This window comes from Bremerella cremea (assembly GCF_003335505.1).
GTDB lineage: Bacteria > Planctomycetota > Planctomycetia > Pirellulales > Pirellulaceae > Bremerella > Bremerella cremea_A.
On sequence record NZ_QPEX01000045.1, the window covers coordinates 225100 to 248737 of the forward strand.

Genomic DNA, 23638 nt, shown 5'->3' on the forward strand with positions numbered 1-23638 from the left:
ATGGCCAAGAACAAACAGATGCCTGGCGGGATCATCCATACCTACCAGAAGTACGATCCCGCCAAGTTCCCCAGCCCCAAGCAACCACCGCCTGATATGGTTTCGCCGGCGATGGAGCACTGGTTGATGTTCGGCAACGAGTACGAACTGACGCCAGAACAGTTGGCCAACGCAGTCAAAATCGACCCGAGTCAAATTTCGGGATTAGGGCCGAGCATCGATTCGTTGATCAAGATGCTGGAGGAACGCAAACGGAAGATCTTAGAAACGTACGAAACCGACGCCGCCCAAAGTTCCGCCAAAAAAGCATACCGCGACCATGGCGAGCCGATGGAGGCCCCCAAGCCGCTCCGCGAGCGGTTTCAACTTGGCTTCGACCAAGAACAGTTGTACGACCTGGAACGGGTCTGGTTTAGCCTAGACGACGAGCGTTCTCTCTTCGGGCGGCAGCTTGTGCAATTGGTCGAGCATTTAAGCCGCAAGTACGAAGTCGATCAATTAGCGGCCAACTACCATTTCACCGGACGTACGCCGCTGACCATCGACAAGGCGATTGAGGTCAAGGAAGAGCTGGAGAAGATTGACGAGTTGCTGGAACAACTTAAACAAGCCAAAGAGAATGCTCAGATCGGCATCATCGACATGGAGCAGCTCTCGGAGTACGCCGACCCAGGCGAAATCGAGCAGTTGATGGAACTGCAGCGTCAAGTCGAACAGTACCTTCGCGAGCAAGCCGAACAACAAGGCCTGACCAATCAATCAGGGAACATCCACCTAACGCCGCAAGCGTACAAGATTTTTCAGGGGAAATTACTCGAGAAGATCTTCAGTAATCTCCAAGCCTCCCGCAGCGGTCGCCATCAAGGGCCTATTGTGGGGGAGGGGGCGGTTGAACTGCAATCGACCAAGCAGTACGAGTTCGGCGACTCGCTCACGAATATGGATATCCCCCAAACGCTGATCAATGCCATGCTGCGCCAAGGGAACGAGCGTCCACTGCGAATGCACAGCGACGACATCGTTATCCATAAAACGAAAAACAACCCTAAGTGTGCGACCTGCGTCATCATGGATATGAGCGGGAGCATGCGTTACGACTACCAGTACGCGAACGTCAAACGGATGGCCTTGGCCATGCAGGGACTGATCCGTAGCGAATTCCCTGGCGACTTCCTACAGATGATCGAAATGTACTCGTTCGCCAAGCCGGTTGCCCCTGGGGAAGTGATCGGTCTGCTGCCTAAGCCAGTCACCATTCACGACCCTGTAGTGCGTTTAAGGGCCGATATGAGCAAGCCAGAGGTGAGTGAGTATCGAATCCCGCCCCACTTCACCAACATTCAGCACGCATTGCAGCAAGCTCGCTTGTTCCTCAGCAGCCAGGACACACCTAATCGGCAAATCATTTTGATTACCGACGGCCTCCCGACCGCTCATTTCGAGGGTTCTGAGCTCTTTTTGCTCTACCCCCCAGATCCCAGAACCGAAGCGGCCACGATGCGAGAAGGAAAGTTGTGCCAGCAGCAAGGCATCACGATAAATATGTTTTTGGTCCCCAGTTGGTCGCAAAGTGAAGAAGACATTCGTTTTGCGTACCGCCTGGCGGAATCAACCAAGGGACGCGTCTTTTTCACCGCCGGCAAAGATTTAGACCGCTACGTGATATGGGACTACGTGAACCGCAAACGGGAAGTGCTGGGCTAGGGTTGCGGTTTCTACGATCTGACGTCGGTATTTGCCTGGAATACCGCTTTCAAACGCTTAATCTGCGCCTTTCAAACGGAAAAACAAGCACAACTTCGTCTCGCTCTGCTTTTCGGCAAGCTTGGTTAGACAAATTGCCGAAGAATTGGATACGGCATGCTCACCTTTTCTTGCGGTCAGCATTGCCAGCAAGAATATAGAAGTGACTTTCGGGAGCAGAACATGACAAGTGTGGAAGGCATTGCCGCAGCAGGATCGGCGATTCAGCAATCTCAAACGCAGAATCAGGTCGATATTGCCGTCGCCAAGAAGACATTAGACGCACAAAAACTACAAGGGGATGCCGCTGTGCAGCTGATTGAATCGGCCGCCCGCATCAGCAAGTCGCCTGGCACTGGTAATTTGATTAACACCAGCGGCTAAGCGAGTTAAATCAAGTTTGAAAAACGATTGCCGCCGCGAGTTGAAAAGTCGACTCGCGGCGTTTCTGTTTCTTGATAACCAGGAAACAATTCGCGAATGTTACTCGCCGCGCAACGTTAGTTAGTTGCCACCACGCATTGAGAAGCTATGGTTCGTTATGCATGGGGTGTGCGTGTTGGTTGACGATTCAACGAACCTCGCGTGCCACAAAATCACGCGACAAACAAGATGTAAGTTATTGCGTTTTTAAAACGTCGTCGTTAGTCTAAAGAAGAGTGACACACTTGTGTGTGTTTGCGAATCGCAAAAGCAGATCAACGCGTAGGAAAACGAACCCGCGAATTTGCTCCCTAGCGAACACGTTCTGAAGGCTCTGAATGATCGATCACTACCAAGCATTTCTCGAAGCACCAAGCCGCGCTGGCTTTCTCAAACTCCAAGAGGAAGTTCAAGTGGATGCCGACTACTGTGCGGTAGGCAGCTTTGTAGATCACTTGGCCGATCTATGCCAACGCGGTTGCTACGAGCAGATGTTCGAGCAGACCGAGTTAATGCCGTTTGGTTGGGTTGCCAGCCCGTCGGCACATCTTTATGCCTCGATCGCAGCCCAGCAAATGGGTTGTCCAGACGATGCCGAGCTAGAACGTTTCGTCACTGAGTCTTTGCTGCAAGGGCTTCTAGAAACAGGGGATGGCTCGCCGCACGATCCTTACCAGGTAACGTACCTCTCGGATCGCCATGATTTACTGGCTTATTTCAGTGCAAACGTCGAGAAACAACATCTCGTACATGCCCCGTTAGGCCTGCTAGATATGGTCACGACCACGACCGGCGATCAGCTTTGCTTCCTCCTTAGCGAGGTTGTCGCATCGGCTCAGTTAGAAAATCGCCTCAAGCTCAGCACTTCGCCGGCTCACCCACGCTTGGCCTCGAAACGACTCGCGGCCTGTTCTCCGCGTCGTGTTTGGTAAGCATTCGTGGCGATTCGTTTTGCTTCTCGCCTGGCTCTCTCTGCTGCCTAGGAACTTCGATGTCGAACCTGTGCGTGATCTTTGATTTAGACGGCACACTCGTCGATAGCGAAACGCTGGGTACCGAATCGCTTCTGGAATTGCTGCCCGAGTTGGACGCCCCGCTAGAAACACTCATCGCAGCTTATCGCGGTCAACGAATGGCCACCATCTTGGCCGATGTCGAGCGTCGGCTAAATCGCAAGTTGCCTGCCGACTTTGAACATCACTATCGCGACCATGCCTCCGCCAGGATGCGTACCCACTTAAAGCCAATGCCTGGCGTGGTAGAGATGCTCAAGCAGCTAACGTTTCCCTTGGCAGTCGCCTCGAGCGCACCGCCAGCCAAGATTCAGCTGGCCTTGAACGTCTGCGGCATTGATCATTACTTCGGCCAGAATGTTTTCAGCTGCTACGAGATCAACACCTGGAAACCTGACCCAGCGATTTTTCTGCACACAGCTCACGCGATGAACGTTACTCCTCAGCAGTGCGTGGTGGTTGAAGACAGCGATGTCGGCGTGGTCGCAGCCTTAGCAGCCGGGATACGCGTTCTACGTTACGGCTTTCCTCACACCTCGCCCGAAGTCACCGAGTTCCGCGAGATGAAACGACTGCCATCGCTTTTGCAGGAACTATCGCTAGATCTTCGCTGATCCAAAAAGCGCCGGTGCTGATGGCCATTTTCTAGCCACCACCCGCTGCTCCTCTTCATCTCCCGTTACCTAATTGGGCAACGCTGCCTAACACTGTGGCAGAAAGGGAAGCCGCTCGCCAAACTTCTTACGTCTCACATTGCGCTTTGCAGGATAATTGTCAGAGAGAACAACATAACCATTTTGAATAGCAACTTGGTTGGAAATCTCACTACCAATTGCCGCATGGCCTCACCGCGCACACCGCCAGATTGCACGAGATCGCAGTACGACGACAGGCTAAGGAGTATTCTCTCGCTCAAACCAGGAGGCAACGCTATTTCGTATCACATTTCTGCCTTCGCCTCATGGATCAAAATACGTCAATCATTTAATGCTCCCCTTTGTTTCGCAGTGAGATGAAACAAGCAGACTTAATGGAGGATCATGCAAAGCCACATGGGCGACATTATGAATTTTCCTGTTTTTTGAAATTGGCATCTTGATTGCTTTTAAACTGCGGTATCATAGATGCCAGGCAATGATGCCACGTGACATCTTTTGCCCCACTCTCTTCTCCTCTCTAAGCATAAGGTTGGATTCTCTATGCCTTACACGAAACATTGTTTCCACTGGTCCATCTTCTTTTTGGGCCTTGCTGCCGTCAGTTTGACCGGATGTTTTGGACCGTCCGATCCGTTGAATCGTCAAGCAGTCAGTGGAGAAGTCACTTTGAAGAATGTGGCGTTAGACACCGGCAACATTTCTTTCGATCCGGTTGATCAAACCACCGGCAGACCGGGAGGAGCCAGCATCGAACAGGGCAAGTTCACGCTTCCTCAAGAAAGAGGTTTGCCGCCGGGAACCTATAAGGTCCGTATCACCAGCGCGGATGAATCGGCAACTCCCGTCACTCCGGACGAGGCTCCTGGCGATTCTCGTAAATTGGCCCCCGACCGAATTCCCGCCAGTTGGAACACCAAAAGTGAGGAAACGGTCACCATTGAAGATGGTGGTGAAAACCATTTTGTCCTGGCGATTCCCTAGCTGACCAGCACTCACCCAAACCAAACAACTTCTACCTTTCGATATTAGAGTCCTCATTTATTTATTCTTTTCAGGAGCTTTCACTGTGAAGTCATTTAAGGGAAACCGTAACGCATTCACTCTCGTCGAGTTGCTAGTGGTCATTGCGATCATTGGCGTTTTAATCGCGCTTTTGTTGCCTGCCGTACAGCAAGCCAGAGAAGCGGCCCGCCGTATGCAATGCTCGAATAACATGAAGCAAATCGGCTTGGCAATGCACAATTACCATGACACGTACAACAGCTTCCCTGCGGGGGCTTACGGCTGCTGTTGGGGAACCTGGCAGGTATCGATCTTGCCGTACATTGAGCAAAAAAACCTGTACGAGAACTACAACATCACCGACAAGTACGCAACTTCCGAATCTCGATACAGCGGCAGCGATAACACAGATGTCACGCGGGTTCGTCTGGATGCATTGACTTGCCCTAGCGATATCCCCAACGCTCCCCTGAGTTCGATTACTTCGCACAACTATGCTGCGAACTACGGCAATACCGGCTATGCCCAACAAGCTGACCTGAACGGGGTTATCTTTGGAGGAGCTCCATTCGAGTATGTTAGTGGCGGCTCAAACGAATTTTATGGCTTTAAAGATGTCGTAGATGGTACATCGAACACGTTGCTAGTTGGCGAGGTCTTGCAAGGACAGAAGACTGATCTACGTGGCTTTTCGTGGTGGGGGGATGCCTCCAGCTTTACGGCTTACTTGGCCCCCAACTCTACCGAGCCAGACCGTATTTATTCGTCCAGCTATTGCAACAATCTGCCACAGCTAAATCTGCCATGTGCTGTTTCTTCAACGGCCGCACCAACCATGTTCGCTTCGCGCAGCCGCCATCCAGGTGGTGTCCAAGTAACATTGTGTGATGGCTCGACTCGTTTTGTGGCGGAAACCATTCAAATCAACATCTGGCGTTCCCTTGCCACTACCCACGGAAAAGAAGTTATTTCCGACTTCTAATACAATCATCTAAGCAACGTTAGCCGACGTAGCGAGACGGAATGTTCCGAACCGTCTTTCGCTGCGTCGGCTTTTTTATTGAGACGACCTCGATGCTGCCTGGTCGTAAGCTTACAGCCGATGATTTTTCCCTTAACGCGATTCTATTCGGCTTCATTGGGTCTATCTGTAACGATTTTGTTGCCCTTTGAGCGACTTCCTCGATAATGGTAGAGGATGCGTCCGCCACGCTATTGGGGCTTTCTAGCGTATGACTTAATCTAGATAAGCTAGGGCGTGATTCCTTTTTATCCCTATACGCACTCGTCCCACATCCTTTTCTCATTCCGGCATTAACCGATGAAGCGTTTGACCTACTCGATCTTGGCCCTTGGTATCGCTTGGTTCTCTTTGCCAGGCATCGCGTCTGCCACGATTGTTGAACTGAAAAACGGTATGCGGCTGGAAGGTTCCGTCGGTCTGATCGCCAGTATGAGCGACGACCCCCTGAAGACTCCCACCGCCGGAGCGGTTGACCTGCAATTGATTCTGCTGGTCGATAACGATCTAAAGCGGACTTTTGTCTCGAAGTACCAAGTCCAAGACTCGCAAGAAGCGGCCCCCATGTCCGTGGAACGGATCAAGATTAACCAGCGCGTCAGCGATTCTGGGCGCAACGTTCACGCCGTTGGCGAAAGCATTCGAATTTCCCCATTCGACGAATTCGGACGACGCATTTACTCGATGCAGACCGCCCAAGGCCCGATTGATGTCATCCAAGGGATTACCGAGATCACGCCCGATTGGACGCGTGTGCAGGGGCTTATGGCCGAACGTAAATACGTCTGGGACATGCGGATTAAAACCAGCACAATCCCCCGCGACAAGTTAAGTGCCATCTTAATGCGACGCATCGATCCGAAAAACGCGTCACAGCGGCTGCAGATTGTTCGGCTCTATCTTCAGGCAAATCGCTATCGTGATGCGGCCGTCGAATTGCAATCGTTGTTAAAAGACTTTCCTGAACTTAAGGAACACAAGAAGCATCTCGACGAACTTTGGCAGTTGAGTGCCAATAACTTGATTGACGAAGTGGAGCTACGCAAAGAAACCGGGCAGCACAACCTGGCCTATGGCATGCTCAATAAGTTCCCCAGCGATAACGTCGCCAGTAGCACGCTGCTCAAGGTCAGTTCAATGCTGACCGATTACCAAACCGCCTACGAGCGACGCGATAAGATGTTCGCCCTGCTCAAACAACATCGCGAAGAGTTCAACGATCCCGTCAAAAAGCCGCAAGTCGATGCGGCGATCGATGAGATCGAAAAAGAATTGAACATCAACAACATGGATCGTCTGGGGCCCTATTTGCGTCTCTCGGATGACCCCAAGTTAAATGGGGAAGAAAAGTTGTCGTTGGCAATCAGCGGCTGGATCTTGGGGCCCAACGATGCCACAGAAAACATGGCCGTTGCGCTAAGTGTGTTTGAATCGCGCGATTTAGTTAGCGAGTATATCTCGAACAAGCTGGATGTCGATCGACGCGGAATTCTGGAAAAACTGCAAGGGATGGAAGGTGGAGCGCCTGCCTATGTTGCCAAGATCATGCAGTTCATGAAACCACCGCTTTGGAATGCCGAACCAGAAACGGCGTCAGAGATTCGTGGTTATTACCTGATGCGTGCCAAAGGGGTGCCAGGCCATTCCGATTTTTTCTATTACGTTCAGCTACCAGAAGGGTATGACCCTTACCGCAAGTATCCCACCATCGTCACGCTGCACGGGGCTGGCACGACGGCGGAACAGCAAATCGATTGGTGGGCCGGTTCCCATAGTGAAAAGGCTAAGATTCGGCTGGGTCAGGCCGCTCGAAACGGCTACATCGTTATCGCACCAATGTGGGCTGAAGAGCATCAGTACGAATACAACTACTCCGCATTCGAGCACGCCTCGGTCTTGTTCAGCTTACGCGATGCCATGCGACACTTCTCGATCGACAGCGACCGCGTCTTCTTGAGCGGTCACTCGATGGGTGGAGACGCCGCTTGGGATATCGGTTTGGCTCATCCCGATTTATGGGCTGGTGTGATCCCTATTGTGGCCAAGGCCGATAAATACGTCGCCCGCTACTGGGAGAACGCCCGCACCGTTCCACTTTACTTTGTGTGTGGCGAGTTGGATGGCAACAAACGCGAGGTGAATGCCCGTGACTTCGATCGTTATCTGACCAAACCAAGATTCGATACCACTGTGGTCGAATATCGTGGCCGAGGTCACGAGCACTTCCAGGACGAGATTCAAGATCTCTTTACCTGGATGGGGCTGCACAAGCGGCAGTTCTTTCCCAAAGAGTTTGAAGTCGTATCGATGCGTCCCTGGGACAACTTCTTCTTCTGGCTCGAAGTTAGCGACTTTCCAGAACGCAGCCTAGTGCTTCCTTCGAATTACCCAGAACCGAAAAAAGCCCCGGTAACCATTCGCAGTAAAGTGCTAGATACCAATGGAATTTACATCGATAGTGGCACCGGCAAAGCGAACGTCTATCTGACGCCAGACCTGGTGAACTTTGACGAGCGAATCACGATCACCTACAAGGGGAGAAATTACGGCAACGGGGTCGAGCCCTCGACCGAAGTAATGCTCGAAGATGGCAGAACCCGTGCCGATCGCTTGCATCCGTTCTGGGCGAAGGTAGATACGAACGACCGGTGATCGCTTCGGATACCGGTCGTTCGCTAACCATGCTTAACAAGTGCCCGTTTATTCGTCGGTCACGCAGCCTTGCGAAGCACTCTTTACGTTCTTGATGTACTTGTAAAGCGTGCCTCGTTTCACCTTGAACGGCGGAGCGGTCCAGGCTTCTTTGCGGCGGGCCAGTTCTTCTTCCGAGACCTCAAGGTCAATCACCCGCTTATCAGCGTCGATCGTGATGATATCGCCATCCTGAGCCAAAGCGATCGGACCACCAACCTGGGCTTCGGGAGTCACGTGCCCAACAATAAAACCGTGCGAACCACCAGAGAAGCGGCCATCGGTCAGAAGGGCAACATACGGCCCGAGTCCGGCTCCCATGATTGCCGAAGTGGGAGTCAACATCTCCGGCATTCCAGGACCACCTTTGGGCCCTTCGTAGCGGATGACAACGACGTCCCCCTTGACGATCTTCTTGTCTTCCAATGCGTGCAGCATGTCTTCTTCTGAATCGAAGACTTTAGCCGGTCCGCTAAACTGGAGACCTTCCTTGCCGGTGATCTTCGCAACCGCCCCTTCCGGAGCAAGGGTACCGAACAACATCTGCAAGTGACCGGTCTTCTTAATTGGGTTCGACAACGAATGCACGATGTCTTGCCCTTCAGTCAAATCAGGGACATCGGCACAATTCTCAGCCAAGGTCTTACCGGTGACGGTGAGGCAATCGCCGTTCATCAAGCCTTCCTTCAGCAGGTACTTCATCACGGCTGGAGTGCCACCGATCTTGTGAAGATCTTCTTGCACGTACTTACCACTCGGCTTGAAGTCGGCCAGCATCGGCACACGATCGCTCACGGCTTGGAAGTCTTGCAGAGTCAGGTCGATATCAACACTGCGGGCCATGGCAATCAAGTGCAGCACAGCATTGGTCGACCCACCTAAGGCCATCACCACAACCATGGCGTTCTCGAACGCAGCGCGAGTCATAATGTCGCGTGGCTTGATGTCTTTTTCTAACAGATTGCGAATCGCAGCGCCTGCTCGATGGCATTCGTCGATCTTGCCGGAATCTTCCGCCGGAATGCTGGCAGAGAAGGGGAGGGCCATCCCCAACGCTTCGATAGCCGAAGCCATAGTATTTGCCGTGTACATACCACCACAAGCGCCGGCTCCGGGGCAAGACTTACGGACGATTTCCTTGCGTTCGTCTTCGGTAATCGTGCCGGCAAGGTACTGACCGTAACATTGAAAAGCGGAAACGACATCCAACTTTTCACCGTTGCGGAAACCAGGCTTGATCGTTCCGCCATAGACCATCAGGGCCGGACGATTCAAGCGTCCCATCGCAATCAAACAGCCCGGCATGTTCTTATCGCAACCAGGAATCGCGACCAGGGCATCGTACCATTGACCTCCCATGATGGTTTCGATCGAGTCCGCAATCAGGTCGCGGGACTGCAGCGAGTAGCTCATCCCTTCGGTCCCCATCGAGATACCGTCACTCACCCCGATGGTATTGAAACGCATACCAACCATGTCGGCCCCGACCACGCCCTGCTTAACCTCGTCCCCCAACTTGTTGAGGTGCATATTGCAGGTGTTGCCCTCGTACCAAACGCTACAGATGCCAACCTGAGCCTTGTTCATGTCTTCAGAGGTCATTCCAGTTCCATACAACATGGCCTGGGATGCACCTTGGCTTTTCGGTTGAGTGACACGCGAACTGTACTTGTTCAGGGGCTGGGACACGCGAAAGTTCCTGCTAGTCAGTAGGGGGGCGGGCGCAAAGATCAACGAATCCATTATTCTAGCCAGACAACGCAATTGCTGCCAGGATCGGTGCTGATTGCGGAAAAACGGCCCTATCAATGGAATTACCGGCAGTTCTGGTCTGATCTGTCGCCTATCCTTGAGGTAAAATAGGACAAACCACCAACCCTACGGAATGATCCGCGCGCCCTGCCGGGGAGCCCACCGCCGATATGAAAATCAGTTTACTGTTGACGATATGCCTGTTCACTTTAAGTATCCCGTCGCTTGCTGCGGCCGAGAACGATGACTTACTGTTCGATGGTAACTCGTTCGCCGGATGGGAAGGCAACCTGGACTGGTTCCGAGTCGAGAAAGAATCGGTCGTCGCAGGTCGCCTCGATCAAGAGATCCCGCGTAACGAATTCCTTTGTACCGAGCAGGAATTCGCCGATTTCGAATTAACGTTGGAAGCCAAGTTGGTTGGCGATGGGAAGAACGCCGGCATTCAGTTTCGCAGCAAACGCATTCCTGATCACCATGAAGTGATTGGTTATCAGTGCGACATGGGCTGGGCAGGCGATAAACCGATCTGGGGATCGCTGTACGACGAATCACGACGGCGCACCTTCCTGGCAGAAGGCAACGCCGATAAGGTAAGAGAAGTCCTGAAAAAGAGAGACTTCATCCCCTTAAAAATCCGCGCCCAAGGCAAGCACATTCAGATTTGGGTCGACGAAGTGAAAACGGTGGACTATCACGAAGAAAACGACAACATTCCTCAGTCGGGAATCATCGGCCTTCAGATTCATGCCGGTCCGAAGTGCGAAGCCTGGTACCGAAACATTCGTTTGAAGAAGCTATAAACTGCGAAACGGAAACACGCAGCGCCGATGAGCTCTCGAATCAAGTTCTTCTATTTCGATCTGGGCAAAGTCCTGCTCGACTTTGATCACGATATTGCCTGCCGGCAACTGGCCAATATCTTAGGCACCACGCCAGAGATCATCCGGCAAGATGTCTTCCACTCGGGCGAACAGTGGAAGTACGAACGGGGCGAAATTACGACGCTCGATCTGCACAACTGGCTATGCAGCCGCTACGAAGTGGAAGCGAAACTGGAAGATATCGTTCATGCCGCTTCAAGTATCTTTCATCCGATGCCAGATACCATTGAACTCGCCGAACAACTTCATGCAGCCGGACACCCTCTGGGCATTTTATCGAATACTTGTGATTGCCATTGGGAATATTGCCTGGGCAAGCCTTTTCCATTTCTGACGAAGCTGTTTCCCGTTCACGCTTTAAGTTTCCGTCTGGGCTTTATGAAGCCAGACCTGGCGATCTATCGGAAAGCCGCAGAGTTGTGTGAAGTCCCTCCCGAAAATATTTTCTTTGTGGACGACCGCCAGGAAAATATCGATGGTGCGGCCAATGCCGGTTATGACGCTGTTTTATTCCAATCTGCAGCCCAACTGCGGCAGGAATTGAATTCTCGCGGCGTCCGATTCTAACGAAACCCAACTTTCCGGGAGATTTTGTCTTTCCCCCCATCGAAAGGTTCTTGCTTTAGAGCTGCGCTAGTTTGCCCTGCTTTGAATTCGAGCTAGTCTTGCCCAGGTTCTTGGTATTAATGGAACTCAAAAATGGGGGCTGATCCATGACATCAAATTCATCAGATTCGCAACGGCTAGTTTTACACGTTGATGATGATGAAAACTTTCTGAAGCTGACAAAGCATCGCCTGGCGAACGAAGGCTACACGGTCGATTCGCTTAGTCGCCCAGAACATGCGCTTAAATACTTGCTCAACTCGAACTGTCGGGTGTGCATTCTCGATATTGACATGCCACGTCTCAATGGGCTTGAGTTGCTTCAAGAGATCAAATCGTATGACGGTGGCATCCAAGTCATCATGGTGACCGGACTTGTTTCGCAGATGACGGTCCTAGAGTCGCTTCGTGGTGGAGCGGAAGCTTGTTTCTTTAAGCCGATGCCTAATTTCGGCCCCTTATTGGAAGCGTTGGGCGCCACTTTCGTCAAAGTCGATCGGTGGTGGCATTGTCTCCATGACTTGAAGAATCGCAGACAAACGGAACTAGGTGATGCTCACTCAACTCTCACTCAGTTCTAGAAATCCTAGAAGTGAATGCTTCGAAAGCGGAATCTAAATGAATACCATTGATCACACCGACGAACTCCTGCTGGCCTTCATTGATGAATCCATTCACTCAATCCATGGACTTGCAGATCAGATCACGGCTTTCCTGCAAGAACCATCGAATGCAGATTCTATCAATGGCGTTTTTCGAACGGTTCACTCGATCAAAGGGAATGCTGGTTTTTTTGGGTTGTCGGTAATAAAACAATTCGCCCATGCCGTAGAAAACACGCTCGACGACATTCGCAACCAAAAGCTCGTCCTCACCGAGGAATTGAATCGCGTTTTAATCGAAGCCTTCGATAAACTGAACACGCTTCTCGAACAGGTAGAACGAGGCTCCCAGCAAAACGAACTCTCGGCTGATGAAATCAAACTTCTCGAGCGCATCTCGGAACTAGCCGCCCAGGCAAACAATGGGCTTTCAGACGAACATGCATTGCTTCAAGACCTCAGAGAACTAGCCGAAGAAATGAATGCGGCTGGTTTTCCCGAGTCGCTGCGTTGGTCTGAAAAGCTTGCCGCTTTAGTGTGCAGTTCCTCGGAAGAGCCCCAAGAGGGTTCCTCTGGCGCCGAAATAGTTCCTTCCCCTAACGATGTCCTCGCGAAAGAGTTCATGATAGATGGGGAGGATGTCTCGAAATTTATTCATGAAGTGGCCACTGCCTTCCTCTGGCCTTCGAATGGCAAATGGGAAGATAGCCACTCAAGCACCGTCATGGACCGAATGTCTGATCTCTCAATGATCTGCCGGATAAAGAGCAGTGATGAGGATCACCGAAAAGTCGAGGCGGCGATCAAAGATTTTAAAACGTTGTACGAAAGCCCAATCGGTGTCGACCAAGGTCTAATTTCTGTGATCTGGGACCAATTGGCGATCATCATCGCTCGCTTCCACCCAGAAATAACCCCGCCGGTGGCCGAACCCCTGGCTTCTGCGGTGAAAACAGCACCTGTCCCGGAAGCCACACCAGCAGAAACCTCTCACCCCAACCCTAAACGTTCGCGTTCAATTCGGGTAAACGAAAATCATCTCGATCGATTCCTCGACGACGTCTCAGGCCTGTTCATCACTTGCGAACGCTTGAAAGACGTACAAACCCGCATGGTCGAAGCAGAATCGATTGCGGAATTGGTAGAAGAACTCCGTCAGATCAATGTAACCTTCTCGACTCAAGCCAACGAATTACAAAAGAGCGTTATTTCCCTCCGCAAGGTTCCCATTGGCTCTTTGCTTTCAAAGTTCCCTCCGATGGCCCGCAAGTTGGCCACCGATCTGAAAAAGAAGATCGACGTGCATATCGAAGGGGATGAGGTGGAAGTCGACAAGTCTCTGATCGAAGACCTCGATTCGCCACTAACGCACATGATTCGAAACGTAGCCGACCATGCGATCGAGAAGCCAGAAGACCGTCTTGCTCGTGGTGTCAACGAGTCTGGCAACCTATGGATCAAAGCCGAAACAACACGCACTCACGTCGTGATTACCATTCGAGATGACGGACGAGGCATCGACGCGGCTCGTATTCGCCAAAAGGCCCTCGAAAAACAAATCATGCCCGTCGAGCAGATCCAGGCCATGTCCGACGCGGAAGTCATCGACCTGATCTTCCACCCAGGTTTCTCCACTGCGGAACAAATTACGGATGTCTCGGGTCGTGGTGTCGGCATGGATGTCGTGCGGACGACGATTCGGGATCATGACGGAGACGTACAAGTTACTTCCGTCGTCAACCAAGGCACGACTTTCACCATCGAAATCCCGATTCGCCAAGCAGTTCTCGTGATCGACGGCCTACTGGTTGGGGCCAAGCACGAACAATTTGTGCTCCCGTTCGAGAACATTCGCGAAGTGCTGGAAGTCGATATCAACGAAATCAAGACTTGCCATGGCTTGCCCATGACCGTTATTCGTGGCCAAACGGTCTCGGTGCTCTCGTTGGCAGAACAGATGGAACTATCCCGGGAAAACAACTTCGAGTCCAAAAATCGCCATCCAGCCGTGTTGGTTGCCAGCAAAAAAGGATTGGCTTGCTTGCTCGTCGACAAAGTGATCGGCAAACGCAAAGTCGTCGTCAACGACATGCAAAACGTGCTCGAGAATTGTCGCCGGATCGGTGGTGTGGCCCAAATGGGCGGCGGTCGTTTGGCATTGGTCGTTAGTGTGCCAGAAATCGTTAAGACCATGTGCGAGGTCTAGCAGTCTGTTGATTTTCTGCTTTGTGAGCAAGTTATTGAGTTTAGAGCGAGTGCAAGGCATGAAGCCGCAGGCATATCCACTCGATATGTCGAGGAATTCACAACGCCGCAATCGATCCAATCTCAATAACGTAGCCGATCTGAGAAATCCAACAGGCTACTAGCGCCCAGCTTCGTCGCTGTCGAGATAGTCTCCTAGCGGCAAGATCACCTTTACCAACGTGCCATGCCCAGGAGAACTCAAGATCCGGGCTTCGCCGCCGAGCAAATTTGCCCGTTCATAAATTCCAGAAAGACCACAGCGTCGGGGATCGACCTGGCTGGGATCAAAACCGCACCCTTCGTCACGTACCGAGATTTTAATCTCCTTGTCTATCTGCAAGATTGTAATACTCGCAGTATTGGCCTGACTATGTCTCCGCGCATTGTTTACCGCTTCCTGAACGGTTCGGTAAATGGCCATCTCCAAAGAAGGAGCCAAGCGGGAAAATTCCAAGTCGTGATGGAAGTCGATGGCAAAGTTATCTTCCATCATGCGGGTGACTAAATCGTCGATCGCCGCGACGACACCTCCTTCTTCCAGGCTTAAAGGACGCAAGCCGTTGAGCAGTCGTCGAATCTCGCCAATCGCATTGGCCAAAAGCTGCGTCCCTCGTTTAACCTCTACTTGGCCGTCCGTATCGGTTGGGATCAAGCTGACCCCCGTTTGTAGAAACATGAGCGAGCCAGTCATATCTTGGACGACACCATCGTGGATTTCGTAAGCGATCAAACGACGATCTCGTTCGTTGGTATCCAGCAAGCGGCGAAGGGCCATGCGATCTCTTAGAATTCCTTCTTCCCGCTGTTTATGAGCGCTGATATCCAAAAAGCAAGTTAGCATCGCCGATCGCTGAGCATATTTAATCTTGTCGATGTAAAGCGCTAAATGAAGAATGTCTCCATTGTGCGTCTTCATTCTGAGGGTGTTTCCCCGTATAGGCTCGCCACGGGAAATTCGACCTAGTAAAGATTGTCGCTGCGCTGGATCCGCATAGTAGTTACTGGCGACCTGATCTTGGATCTTGTCATAAGGGATCGCGAAGGTTTCCGCCAAGGCCTTGTTCCCGTAGAGAATTTGTCCTGTCTCCAGATCGGAGATTGAAACTGGCACGGGCGTATTATCCACCATGATCTCAAGTCGGCGGTCACTCTCGGCTAGTTCCTCAGCAATCTTGTCTTTGCTCTGAATGATCGCATCGAGCTTTTCATGCTCTTCGGTCACGTCCAGCGAAACACCAACGACCAACGGCTCTCCTTCGCAAGCCTTCATCGGCGCATACAAAGTCTGCAGCATCCGTCCGGTCGTCTCGCTGCGAATGCGCACCATCTGCTCGCGTTGCTCTTCAAAGGTTCGCGTAATCGCCGCTTCGAGCACCTTGGCGTCTTCCAGAGTGACGAAGTCCCGTATATACATTCCGGTCGGCTGTTCATGGCAGTCCGCACGGGAATGATTGAGATAGATGATTTGGTATTCGCGCGTGATGACAAAGACGAACACTGGCGTCGACTTAAGAATCCGATTGAATCGATCGTTCTCTTGCTTCAGTCGGGCGTTTTCCTGCTCAAGTTCCGCAACGCGCCAGGCCAGCGTCTCTGCCGTATCGCCACGATAGCAAGTGTCTTTTTGGTCAGGATTCAAGATACGCCGCCTTCCACGAAAAGAAGATGAGCCCAAAAAAAAGGATTGCTGGAAGTCGACCCTCCAGCAATCCATTCTAGCTATTGTTTCCCATCAAACGAGGGGAAAAATCGGCCTAAGCCCTATAGGTACATATTGAAAATGTGTTCCAACAGTTCCTGGCGGCCACTTTCGTTCGGGCTGGCTTCCCCTTTGGCGAGCATGTAGGCTTCGAGCGTTTTGAAATCGTGCTTGCCAGCTTCAATTTCAGATCCAACCCCTTCGTCCCAGCTCTTATAACGCTGCTTGACAAACTCGTCCAACTTGCCGTCCGCACGAATAGCAGCAGCAATTCGTAGCCCCTTGGCGAAAGCGTCCATGCCGCCGATGTGAGCATAGAACAAGTCGAGCGGCTCGAAGCTCTCGCGTCGGACCTTGGCATCGAAGTTCACGCCACCAGTTCCCAGACCGCCATACTTCAAAATCGAAAGCATGCACTCGGTGGTCAGGTAGTAGTTAGTCGGGAATTGATCGGTGTCCCAACCCAACAGCAGGTCGCCGGTATTGGCATCGATCGAACCCAGCATTCCGCTTTGCCCGGCGTACTCCAGCTCGTGCTGCATGGTATGTCCGGCCAGGGTGGCATGGTTCGTTTCTAGGTTCATCTTGAAGTACTTGTCCAAGTCGTACGACTTGAGGAACGCCAGACAGTTGGCGGTGTCGAAATCGTACTGATGCTTGGTCGGCTCTTTCGGCTTCGGTTCGATGAGGAACTGGCCATCGAAACCGATCTCCTTGGCATAGTCGACTGCCATGTGAAAGAACTTAGCCAAGTGATCTAGTTCACGCTTCATGTCGGTGTTGAGCAGGTTCTGGTAACCTTCACGGCCTCCCCAGAACACATAGTTCTCGCCACCCAACTGCTTGGTGATTTCCAACGCTTTCTTGACACTGCAGGCGGCATAAGCAAAAGCATCTGCGTTGCAGCTTGTAGCGGCACCATGCATAAAGCGTGGGTGGCTGAACATATTGGCCGTTCCCCACAACAGCTTGATGCCGGTCCGTTCCTGCTCTTCCTGCAGGGCAGCCGCAACGGCGTCGAAGTTCTTGTAGGTTTCCGCCAGGTTCGCGCCCTCCGGGGCAACGTCCCGATCGTGGAACGCATAGAACGGAGCGTCCAACTTTTCGATGAACTCGAAAGCGACCTTTACCCGCTTGATCGCGTTATCGAGAGAATCGGTTCCGTCATCCCAAGGACGAACGGCAGTGCCAGGACCAAACGGATCGGCACCGGTTCCACGGAACGTGTGCCAATAGACCACGCTGAAGCGGAAATGCTCCTTCATGGTCTTTCCCTCGATCACTTCGTCTGGGTTGTACCAGCGAAACGCCAGAGGGTTACGTGAATCGGGGCCTTCGTATTCAATTTTGCCAACATTGGGGAACGCGGTCATGGCTCTTTCCAAAAGGGGTGTTGAGAGTTTGCGTTAGGAGGAGATGAGACCTAGACGGCATCTAGAGCTCTAACTGAGACTCGGCGAACACCATTTCACTTTGGTGACGCTTTACTTCGGCCAGGATGGTTTCGATAACCTCGGGGTTTTCCTTGGCCACGTTACGAGATTCGCCCGGGTCATGTTCAATGTTAAATAGAACCGGCGGATCATGAATTTCAGGCTTTGGCTGGCCGTAACCAGCTTGGGTTTTAAAGTGCAGTTTCCACGGACCGTAACGGACTGCCGTCAGATCGTAGCCGCGATAGTAAAAGAACGCTTCCCGAGTACTCTTACCCGTTTGCTTCAGCACCGGTGTTAAATCATGGCTGTCGAAAGTTCGATCGTTCGGCATCTCTAAGTCGGCAAGCGAGTGAAAAGTCGCCATCAGATCCATTGTGCTGCCGATATCCGCCGCGACCGAAGCCGCCGGAATGGTCTTCGGCCACCAGAAGATCGTGGGCTCTCGCATGCCACCATCCCAAGTACTTCCCTTACCGCCACGCAACGGTCCCGCCGATCCGCCATGGTCGCCATAAGGCAGCCAGGGGCCGTTATCACTGCAGAACACAACGAGCGTGTTATCATCCAGCCCGGTATCGCGTAACTTTTGCAGCACCTGACCCACACTCCAATCGATCTCTTCAATCACGTCGCCAAAGTAACCACGACGGCTGACACCTTCAAATTCAGGAGAACGAAACAGGGGCACATGCGGCATCGAATGGGCCAGGTAAATGAAGAATGGCTCTTCTTGATGTTCGTCGATGAACTTAACCGCTTCTTCCGTATAGCGACGCGTAATGGTGGTTTGCTCGGCGGGTCGTTCGACAATTTCTTCATTCCGCATCAAAGGAACGTTGAAGTACTCGCTCTTAGGATTCCACATCGAAGCGCGTCCCTTAGGCGCCTCCGGCACGCGATCCATGTCGTTGGAATAAGGGATTCCGAAGTAGTAATCGAAACCGTTGTTGGTTGGCAAAAACTGCTTGTGATGCCCCAAGTGCCACTTGCCAATACAAGCGGTGGCATAGCCACCTTCTTGCAACGCTTCAGCCAAGGTGATTTCTTCCGCAGGCAGCCCCCCCTTCGAATCAGGGAAAAGCACACGGCGTTTGTTACCGCACATTCCACTTCGGCAAGGAAGCCGGCCCGTCATCAAGGCCGCACGACTAGGCGTACAGACAGAAGCACCCACATAAAACTGGGTGAGCTTCATTCCTTCAGCGGCCATCCGATCGAGCTGCTTGGTGCGAATTGTCGGGTTACCGAAGCAGCCCAGATCGCCGTACCCCAGATCATCGCAGAAAATAACCACGAAGTTAGGAGGACGCTTCTGAGCGTTAACTTGAGTGTTAGCCACCTCTTGAGCATCAGACGTTTGCCAACCCGCAAAAACCCCTAGGAGCATTGCAAGCAACGGCACTGACAGACGGGTGCGGAGTTTGGGCATGAGGTTAAATCTCCGGAAGAGCGACGAGCGCGAAAAGGTAGGCTTGATGGTCATCATAAGGCCTCCGCAGGCTTCATTCAACCAACGAGGGCTTACACAAATCGGAGAAATTTTTCATCTTCACAAGCCGTGCTTATGAAGATGTGAACCGCTTCAAAAGCCAGTCTCCCCAGGCTCCTGATAACTGAGCGATCGAAAACAGCACCCGAGCTTTGCCTGGGACGACGATTTCCGTTTGATGTTTTTCACAACCAACAAGCACCCGTTTGGCCAGGTCGGTTGGATCGATTGCTTTCACTTTTACGCCTGCCCCAGGGCTGCGTGCCGCCTCGGGCAGACCGGAAGCCTGAGCCTCGTAACGCTGGCCGGCATCTTCACGGGCAATCGGGCCAGGACAAACCAGCAAGACATGAACGCCGGCTTCAGCCAGTTCCAGCCGAAGTTGATGGTTCATACCGGCCAGGGCGAACTTGGACGTGGCATACGGCCCAATAAACTTCGAGGCACTTTTCGAGGCCAGCGATCCCATATTCACCACATGCCCCTGCGATGCTTTAAGCATCTCGCTGGCAGATTGAATACAACGCACGGCAGAAAGAACATTCAGGTCGAACGAGATAAGAAAGTCGTCGATGGAGGTTTCACATACAAGGCCTCGCGAACTGGCCCCAGCAATGTTGAACAACGCATCAAGCTTCCCATGACGGTCGCGAACATCGTTGAATAGTTCGACAACCGAATCATCGCACGTTACGTCCGTGGGCACGAGCGTTGTGTGTTGACCACCAGGATCGATCGCCTCTGCCGCAATTTGCAGCTTAGCGAGATCACGCGCAGCCAAAACCACATGGCACCCTTGTTTTACAAGTTGTCCCGCGAGGATACGCCCGAAACCTTGTGAGGCTCCGGTAACCACCGCTACTTTATCCCGCCAGTAAGTCACCGTTGTCGTTCTATCTCTTGAGAAGCGAAATCGTGTTGTCCAACAAAAACCCCTGATCCGCGCAGAGCGAACCAGGGGATGGGTGCATGATGGGAGTCAATATTATACGGTGACTTCATACCCTTTGCGAGCATCTCGCGATTGCATCGCATTGGCCTGCTGGTCGTCCAGGATTTGCTCGGTTTTGGGATCCCACTTGAGCGTGCGATTCAAGCGAATGGCAATGTTCGACAGGTGGCACGTCGTCAACGCTCGATGATGGGTGAAGACATCGGAAATCGGTTGTTTACGAGCTTTCACCGCTTCAAAGAAGTTAACCATATGGGCATTGCCTCGCGCTGGCATGTTTCCGCCGTAGATCTCGGCGATGGCATTCTCTGGCAGGGGGTTATCCTTCAGGGCATCGACCGGAGCCCCCACGATCTTGCCACGATTCACTAGGAAACGTCCTTCCGTTCCCATGAACATGATCCCATTGTCGAAACCGAGTTCGTCTTGGTGCGAATCCTTGATGTCCATCACCACGCCGTCACCAAACGTCGCTTTGACGTGGAAACGGGTCGCCGTGTTATAGCGATCATCCTGCACGGGCATGCCGTCCTGGAAATCGACAGGATGCTCGACGTAAAGAGGTTCGATCGAACTTGGCCCCATCCCGTCTTCACTTTGGCCAATCGCCCATTGTGCGATATCGACATGGTGGGCCCCCCAGTCGGTGAGCTTACCGCCAGAGTATTCGTACCACCAGCGGAACTCGTAATGACAACGCGTGTTGACCGTGTTGCCGTTCTTTCCCCAGCGATAGTCGACCAAGGGCGCTTGTCCCAACCATTTTTCCCAGTTCAAGCTGCTGGGGACATCGACCACGGGAATGGCATCGCAAGCCGGGGCTCCGCCGATCGCGACGGCAATGTTCTGCACCTCGCCGATCCGTCCATGACGGACCAACGCGACGGCCTGCAGGAAACGAAGCCCCATTTCACTTCGCTGCTGGGTACCAACCTGAAATACGCGACCCGTTTCCTTGGCGACCTGACAGATTTTCTTCCCCTCGTCAATCGTGAGGGTCAACGGCTTCTCGCAGTAGACATCTTTGCCGGCTTTCATGGCCTCGATGGCGATCTTCGAGTGCCAGTGGTCGGTGGTCACAATGGTAACAATATCGATATCTTTGCGATCGAGGATCTTCTGATAGTCCTCGTAAACGTCGACCTGACGGTCAACGCCTTTTTTTGCCTGAATATCGGTCACCCGCTTCTTAGCCCCAGCGGCATGATTGGCATCGACATCGCAAACGGCGGCTACGTCGCCCAACTGCATCGCATTGGGGCCCACGGCATGCCAGCGACTGCCGGTGCCAATACAACCGACAACCGGACGATCACTGGCTTCCTTCGCTTTCTGCTCGTCCGCAGCCATCGCGTTCTGGCCGGTGAAGAAATATGGCACAGACGCAGCGGCGGCGGTTGTCGCAGCGGAATGCTTCAAAAATTGGCGCCGATCCGATTTTCGTTGACTCAAAGCGAGATACTCCACATAAGAAAAACTGGCATGTCGTGGCACAACTGGCGGTACTTCACCAAGCAACCCAATCCACTCGATTAACGCCATCGCAATTACCAGCGACCGACAAGGGAATAGAGGCACGGCTTAGCAGAGGGTTAACGGGATTCAGTTTTTTATAATATTCTTTCCAGCCGTCAGATACCAGGAAACTCAAAAAAAGAGTGGGACTTACGCCACTTTTTGCAAATATCCCCCCTTTTGCCTTGAGCGGGATAAGTCGCCGTAATCAGGTGCCAAAGTTAAATAGATACCCATTGCCACCCAATACCACGTGGAATCACTCGCTCACGAGATTGTGGTAAGTGGAAATAAATCACGCTGCACGAGCAATAAGAATGGTTAAGGTTTTGAAAAACCCCATCGTCATGGCACGAGTGATGGGCTAGATTTATGCGTGTTGATTTCGTTTTTCCGAGTTGTTTTACCCCTGGCTGCGAAATATGTCTGCCGCTCGAATCTACCCGAACCGTGCCCGTACGAAGATCGTCGCCACCGTGGGACCTGCTTGCCGCAGTCCTGAGATGCTTGAGGAATTGATCCTCGCAGGGGTCGACGTCTTTCGTGTGAATTTGGCACACGGCGACCTGAAAGACCATTCCGAGGTCGTGAAGAACATTCGCGAGATCAGCGCACGTGTTGATCGTCCTATCGCCGCGCTGGCCGACCTCTCAGGCCCGAAAATTCGTCTCGGGATTCTGCAAGAAGAAATCGTTCAATGCCACGAGGATGAAATCTTCACCTTCGTCCGAGGGGAAGAAACGACCGAACCGAATCAACTGACCTGCAATTACAAACCTCTGATCGACGAACTGGAAGTCGGTAACGATGTGATGCTGGCCGACGGTACGGTCATGATGTCGGTACTCGAAAAGACGCCAGATTCGGCGATCTGCAAAGTGGTGCAAGCCGGGCCGATCCGCAGCCGGCAGGGGATCAACCTGCCAGGCACTAAACTCAGTGTGCCAGCCCTGACTCCGCAAGATATCGAACACGTCAAATGGGCCGCAGAAAACGATCTGGATTACGTGAGCCTCAGCTTTGTGCGTTCCCCTGACGATCTGCGTCAACTACGCGACTTGCTCATGCAGCACGAATCGCGGGCTTTCATTATTGCCAAGATCGAAAAACGAGAAGCCCTCGACAACCTGGACGAAATCGTTCGTGAGTCGAACGGTGTGATGGTTGCCCGGGGTGACTTAGGGGTCGAAATCGATGTGGCAGAAGTTGCTGCCGCTCAAAAATTGATTGTCTCGACCTGCTCGCGCATCGGTCGCCCTGTGATCGTTGCCACGCAAATGCTCGACAGCATGACCACCTCGAATCGGCCCACACGCGCCGAAGCCACCGACGTGGCGAACGCCATTTTAGATGGTGCAGACGCGTGCATGCTTTCAGGCGAAACGGCTGTGGGCGTGCATCCTGTGGCGGTTGTGAAGATGATGAACCGAATCATGATGGCCACCGAACGGATGTGGCTAGAGCAGCGTGGCAAAGCCAGTCGCATCGACAACCGTGTTGCCCAGGTTCACCCGGTTACCCAAGCGGTCGTCTCGGGAGCTTCGATTACCGCCGAACATCTCGACGCAAAGCTCGTGGTGACCGCGACCCGTACCGGTGGCACTGCGTTAACCAAAGCCAAACTTCGCGATGCCATTCCGACCATCAGCGTAAGTGACTCGGACGCTGCACTACGACGGATGTGTCTCTATTGGGGCGTGACCCCGATCTCCAATGCTCCGGTCCATAACGGCATTCAACTGCGTCGCTTCATCGATCAATGGGGCCTCAGTAACGGCTACTTGGAAGAAGGCGATCGAGTGGTTTTTGTTACCGGTGGCGGCATCATGCAATCGGCTGAGTACATTGTAGTGATTCACCGCGTCGAAAAGCCTCACGAGCAAGCTTAGTCGCAAACTCGGTAG

General features: G+C 52.6%; 18 protein-coding genes. 12 read left to right on the forward strand and 6 right to left on the reverse strand.

All coding sequences use genetic code 11. The annotated features are described in order from the left end of the window. From DTL42_RS21740 to DTL42_RS21770, 7 genes are all read left to right on the forward strand, one after another. Entirely contained in the window at window positions 1–1704 is a 1704-nt protein-coding gene (locus tag DTL42_RS21740; RefSeq protein WP_114372137.1) for a VWA domain-containing protein, read from the forward strand. A gap of 222 nt (window positions 1705–1926) precedes the next feature. Then, window positions 1927–2127, forward strand: a complete 201-nt coding sequence (locus DTL42_RS21745; RefSeq protein ID WP_105350582.1) for a YjfB family protein — start codon at window positions 1927–1929, stop codon at window positions 2125–2127. Between the two features lie 377 nt (window positions 2128–2504). Next, on the forward strand, window positions 2505–3098 hold the full coding sequence (locus DTL42_RS21750; RefSeq protein ID WP_114372141.1) for a hypothetical protein: 594 nt from the start codon (window positions 2505–2507) through the stop codon (window positions 3096–3098). 59 nt (window positions 3099–3157) lie between these two features. Further along, window positions 3158–3793 carry an HAD-IA family hydrolase gene (locus tag DTL42_RS21755; protein ID WP_114372143.1) on the forward strand — a complete coding sequence of 212 codons (636 nt, stop codon included), beginning with the start codon at window positions 3158–3160 and terminating at the stop codon, window positions 3791–3793. A 585-nt stretch (window positions 3794–4378) separates the two neighbouring features. Next, complete coding sequence (locus DTL42_RS21760) at window positions 4379–4819, forward strand: hypothetical protein (RefSeq protein WP_114372145.1); 441 nt, start codon at window positions 4379–4381, stop codon at window positions 4817–4819. Between the two features lie 85 nt (window positions 4820–4904). After that, on the forward strand, window positions 4905–5822 hold the full coding sequence (locus tag DTL42_RS21765) for a DUF1559 domain-containing protein (protein ID WP_114372147.1): 918 nt from the start codon (window positions 4905–4907) through the stop codon (window positions 5820–5822). Between the two features lie 339 nt (window positions 5823–6161). Then, window positions 6162–8513 (forward strand): alpha/beta hydrolase-fold protein, encoded by a 2352-nt coding sequence (locus tag DTL42_RS21770; protein WP_114372149.1) that lies wholly within the window; start codon window positions 6162–6164, stop codon window positions 8511–8513. A 48-nt stretch (window positions 8514–8561) separates the two neighbouring features. Here the strand turns inward: DTL42_RS21770 and ilvD are convergent, their stop codons facing one another. Further along, window positions 8562–10241 (reverse strand): dihydroxy-acid dehydratase, encoded by a 1680-nt coding sequence (ilvD, locus tag DTL42_RS21775; protein ID WP_234824309.1) that lies wholly within the window; start codon window positions 10239–10241, stop codon window positions 8562–8564. A gap of 233 nt (window positions 10242–10474) precedes the next feature. On the opposite strand from ilvD, the gene DTL42_RS21780 reads away from it, so the two are divergent. The 4 genes from DTL42_RS21780 to DTL42_RS21795 all read left to right on the forward strand — a co-directional run bounded on the left by DTL42_RS21780 (window position 10475) and on the right by DTL42_RS21795 (window position 14602). Continuing rightward, the gene (locus DTL42_RS21780) at window positions 10475–11107 is read left to right on the forward strand and encodes a 3-keto-disaccharide hydrolase (RefSeq protein WP_114372154.1); all 633 of its coding nucleotides are present in this window, start codon (window positions 10475–10477) and stop codon (window positions 11105–11107) included. Window positions 11108–11134: 27 nt separating this feature from the next. Beyond that, on the forward strand, window positions 11135–11755 hold the full coding sequence (locus DTL42_RS21785; RefSeq protein ID WP_114372156.1) for an HAD family hydrolase: 621 nt from the start codon (window positions 11135–11137) through the stop codon (window positions 11753–11755). Between the two features lie 146 nt (window positions 11756–11901). Then, window positions 11902–12375 carry a response regulator gene (locus tag DTL42_RS21790; RefSeq protein ID WP_114372158.1) on the forward strand — a complete coding sequence of 158 codons (474 nt, stop codon included), beginning with the start codon at window positions 11902–11904 and terminating at the stop codon, window positions 12373–12375. A gap of 37 nt (window positions 12376–12412) precedes the next feature. Then, window positions 12413–14602: a chemotaxis protein CheA gene (locus DTL42_RS21795; protein WP_114372160.1), complete on the forward strand. Its 2190-nt coding sequence runs from the start codon at window positions 12413–12415 to the stop codon at window positions 14600–14602. A gap of 159 nt (window positions 14603–14761) precedes the next feature. Here the strand turns inward: DTL42_RS21795 and DTL42_RS21800 are convergent, their stop codons facing one another. The 5 genes from DTL42_RS21800 to DTL42_RS21820 form a co-directional block, all read right to left on the reverse strand. Continuing rightward, window positions 14762–16282: a PAS domain-containing sensor histidine kinase gene (locus DTL42_RS21800; protein WP_158545510.1), complete on the reverse strand. Its 1521-nt coding sequence runs from the start codon at window positions 16280–16282 to the stop codon at window positions 14762–14764. 122 nt (window positions 16283–16404) lie between these two features. After that, window positions 16405–17715, reverse strand: coding sequence for a xylose isomerase (gene xylA, locus DTL42_RS21805; protein WP_114372164.1), 1311 nt, complete (start codon window positions 17713–17715; stop codon window positions 16405–16407). 61 nt (window positions 17716–17776) lie between these two features. Beyond that, entirely contained in the window at window positions 17777–19117 is a 1341-nt protein-coding gene (locus DTL42_RS21810) for a sulfatase family protein (protein WP_199590196.1), read from the reverse strand. 223 nt (window positions 19118–19340) lie between these two features. Next, the gene (locus DTL42_RS21815) at window positions 19341–20150 is read right to left on the reverse strand and encodes an SDR family NAD(P)-dependent oxidoreductase (protein WP_158545511.1); all 810 of its coding nucleotides are present in this window, start codon (window positions 20148–20150) and stop codon (window positions 19341–19343) included. A 102-nt stretch (window positions 20151–20252) separates the two neighbouring features. Next, a complete protein-coding gene (locus DTL42_RS21820; RefSeq protein ID WP_234824310.1) occupies window positions 20253–21671 on the reverse strand; it encodes a Gfo/Idh/MocA family protein in 1419 nt (472 codons plus the stop codon). Between the two features lie 485 nt (window positions 21672–22156). Between DTL42_RS21820 and pyk the strand changes: the two genes are divergently transcribed. Further along, window positions 22157–23623 carry a pyruvate kinase gene (gene pyk / locus DTL42_RS21825; RefSeq protein WP_114372170.1) on the forward strand — a complete coding sequence of 489 codons (1467 nt, stop codon included), beginning with the start codon at window positions 22157–22159 and terminating at the stop codon, window positions 23621–23623. The last annotated feature ends 15 nt before the right edge of the window (window positions 23624–23638 follow it).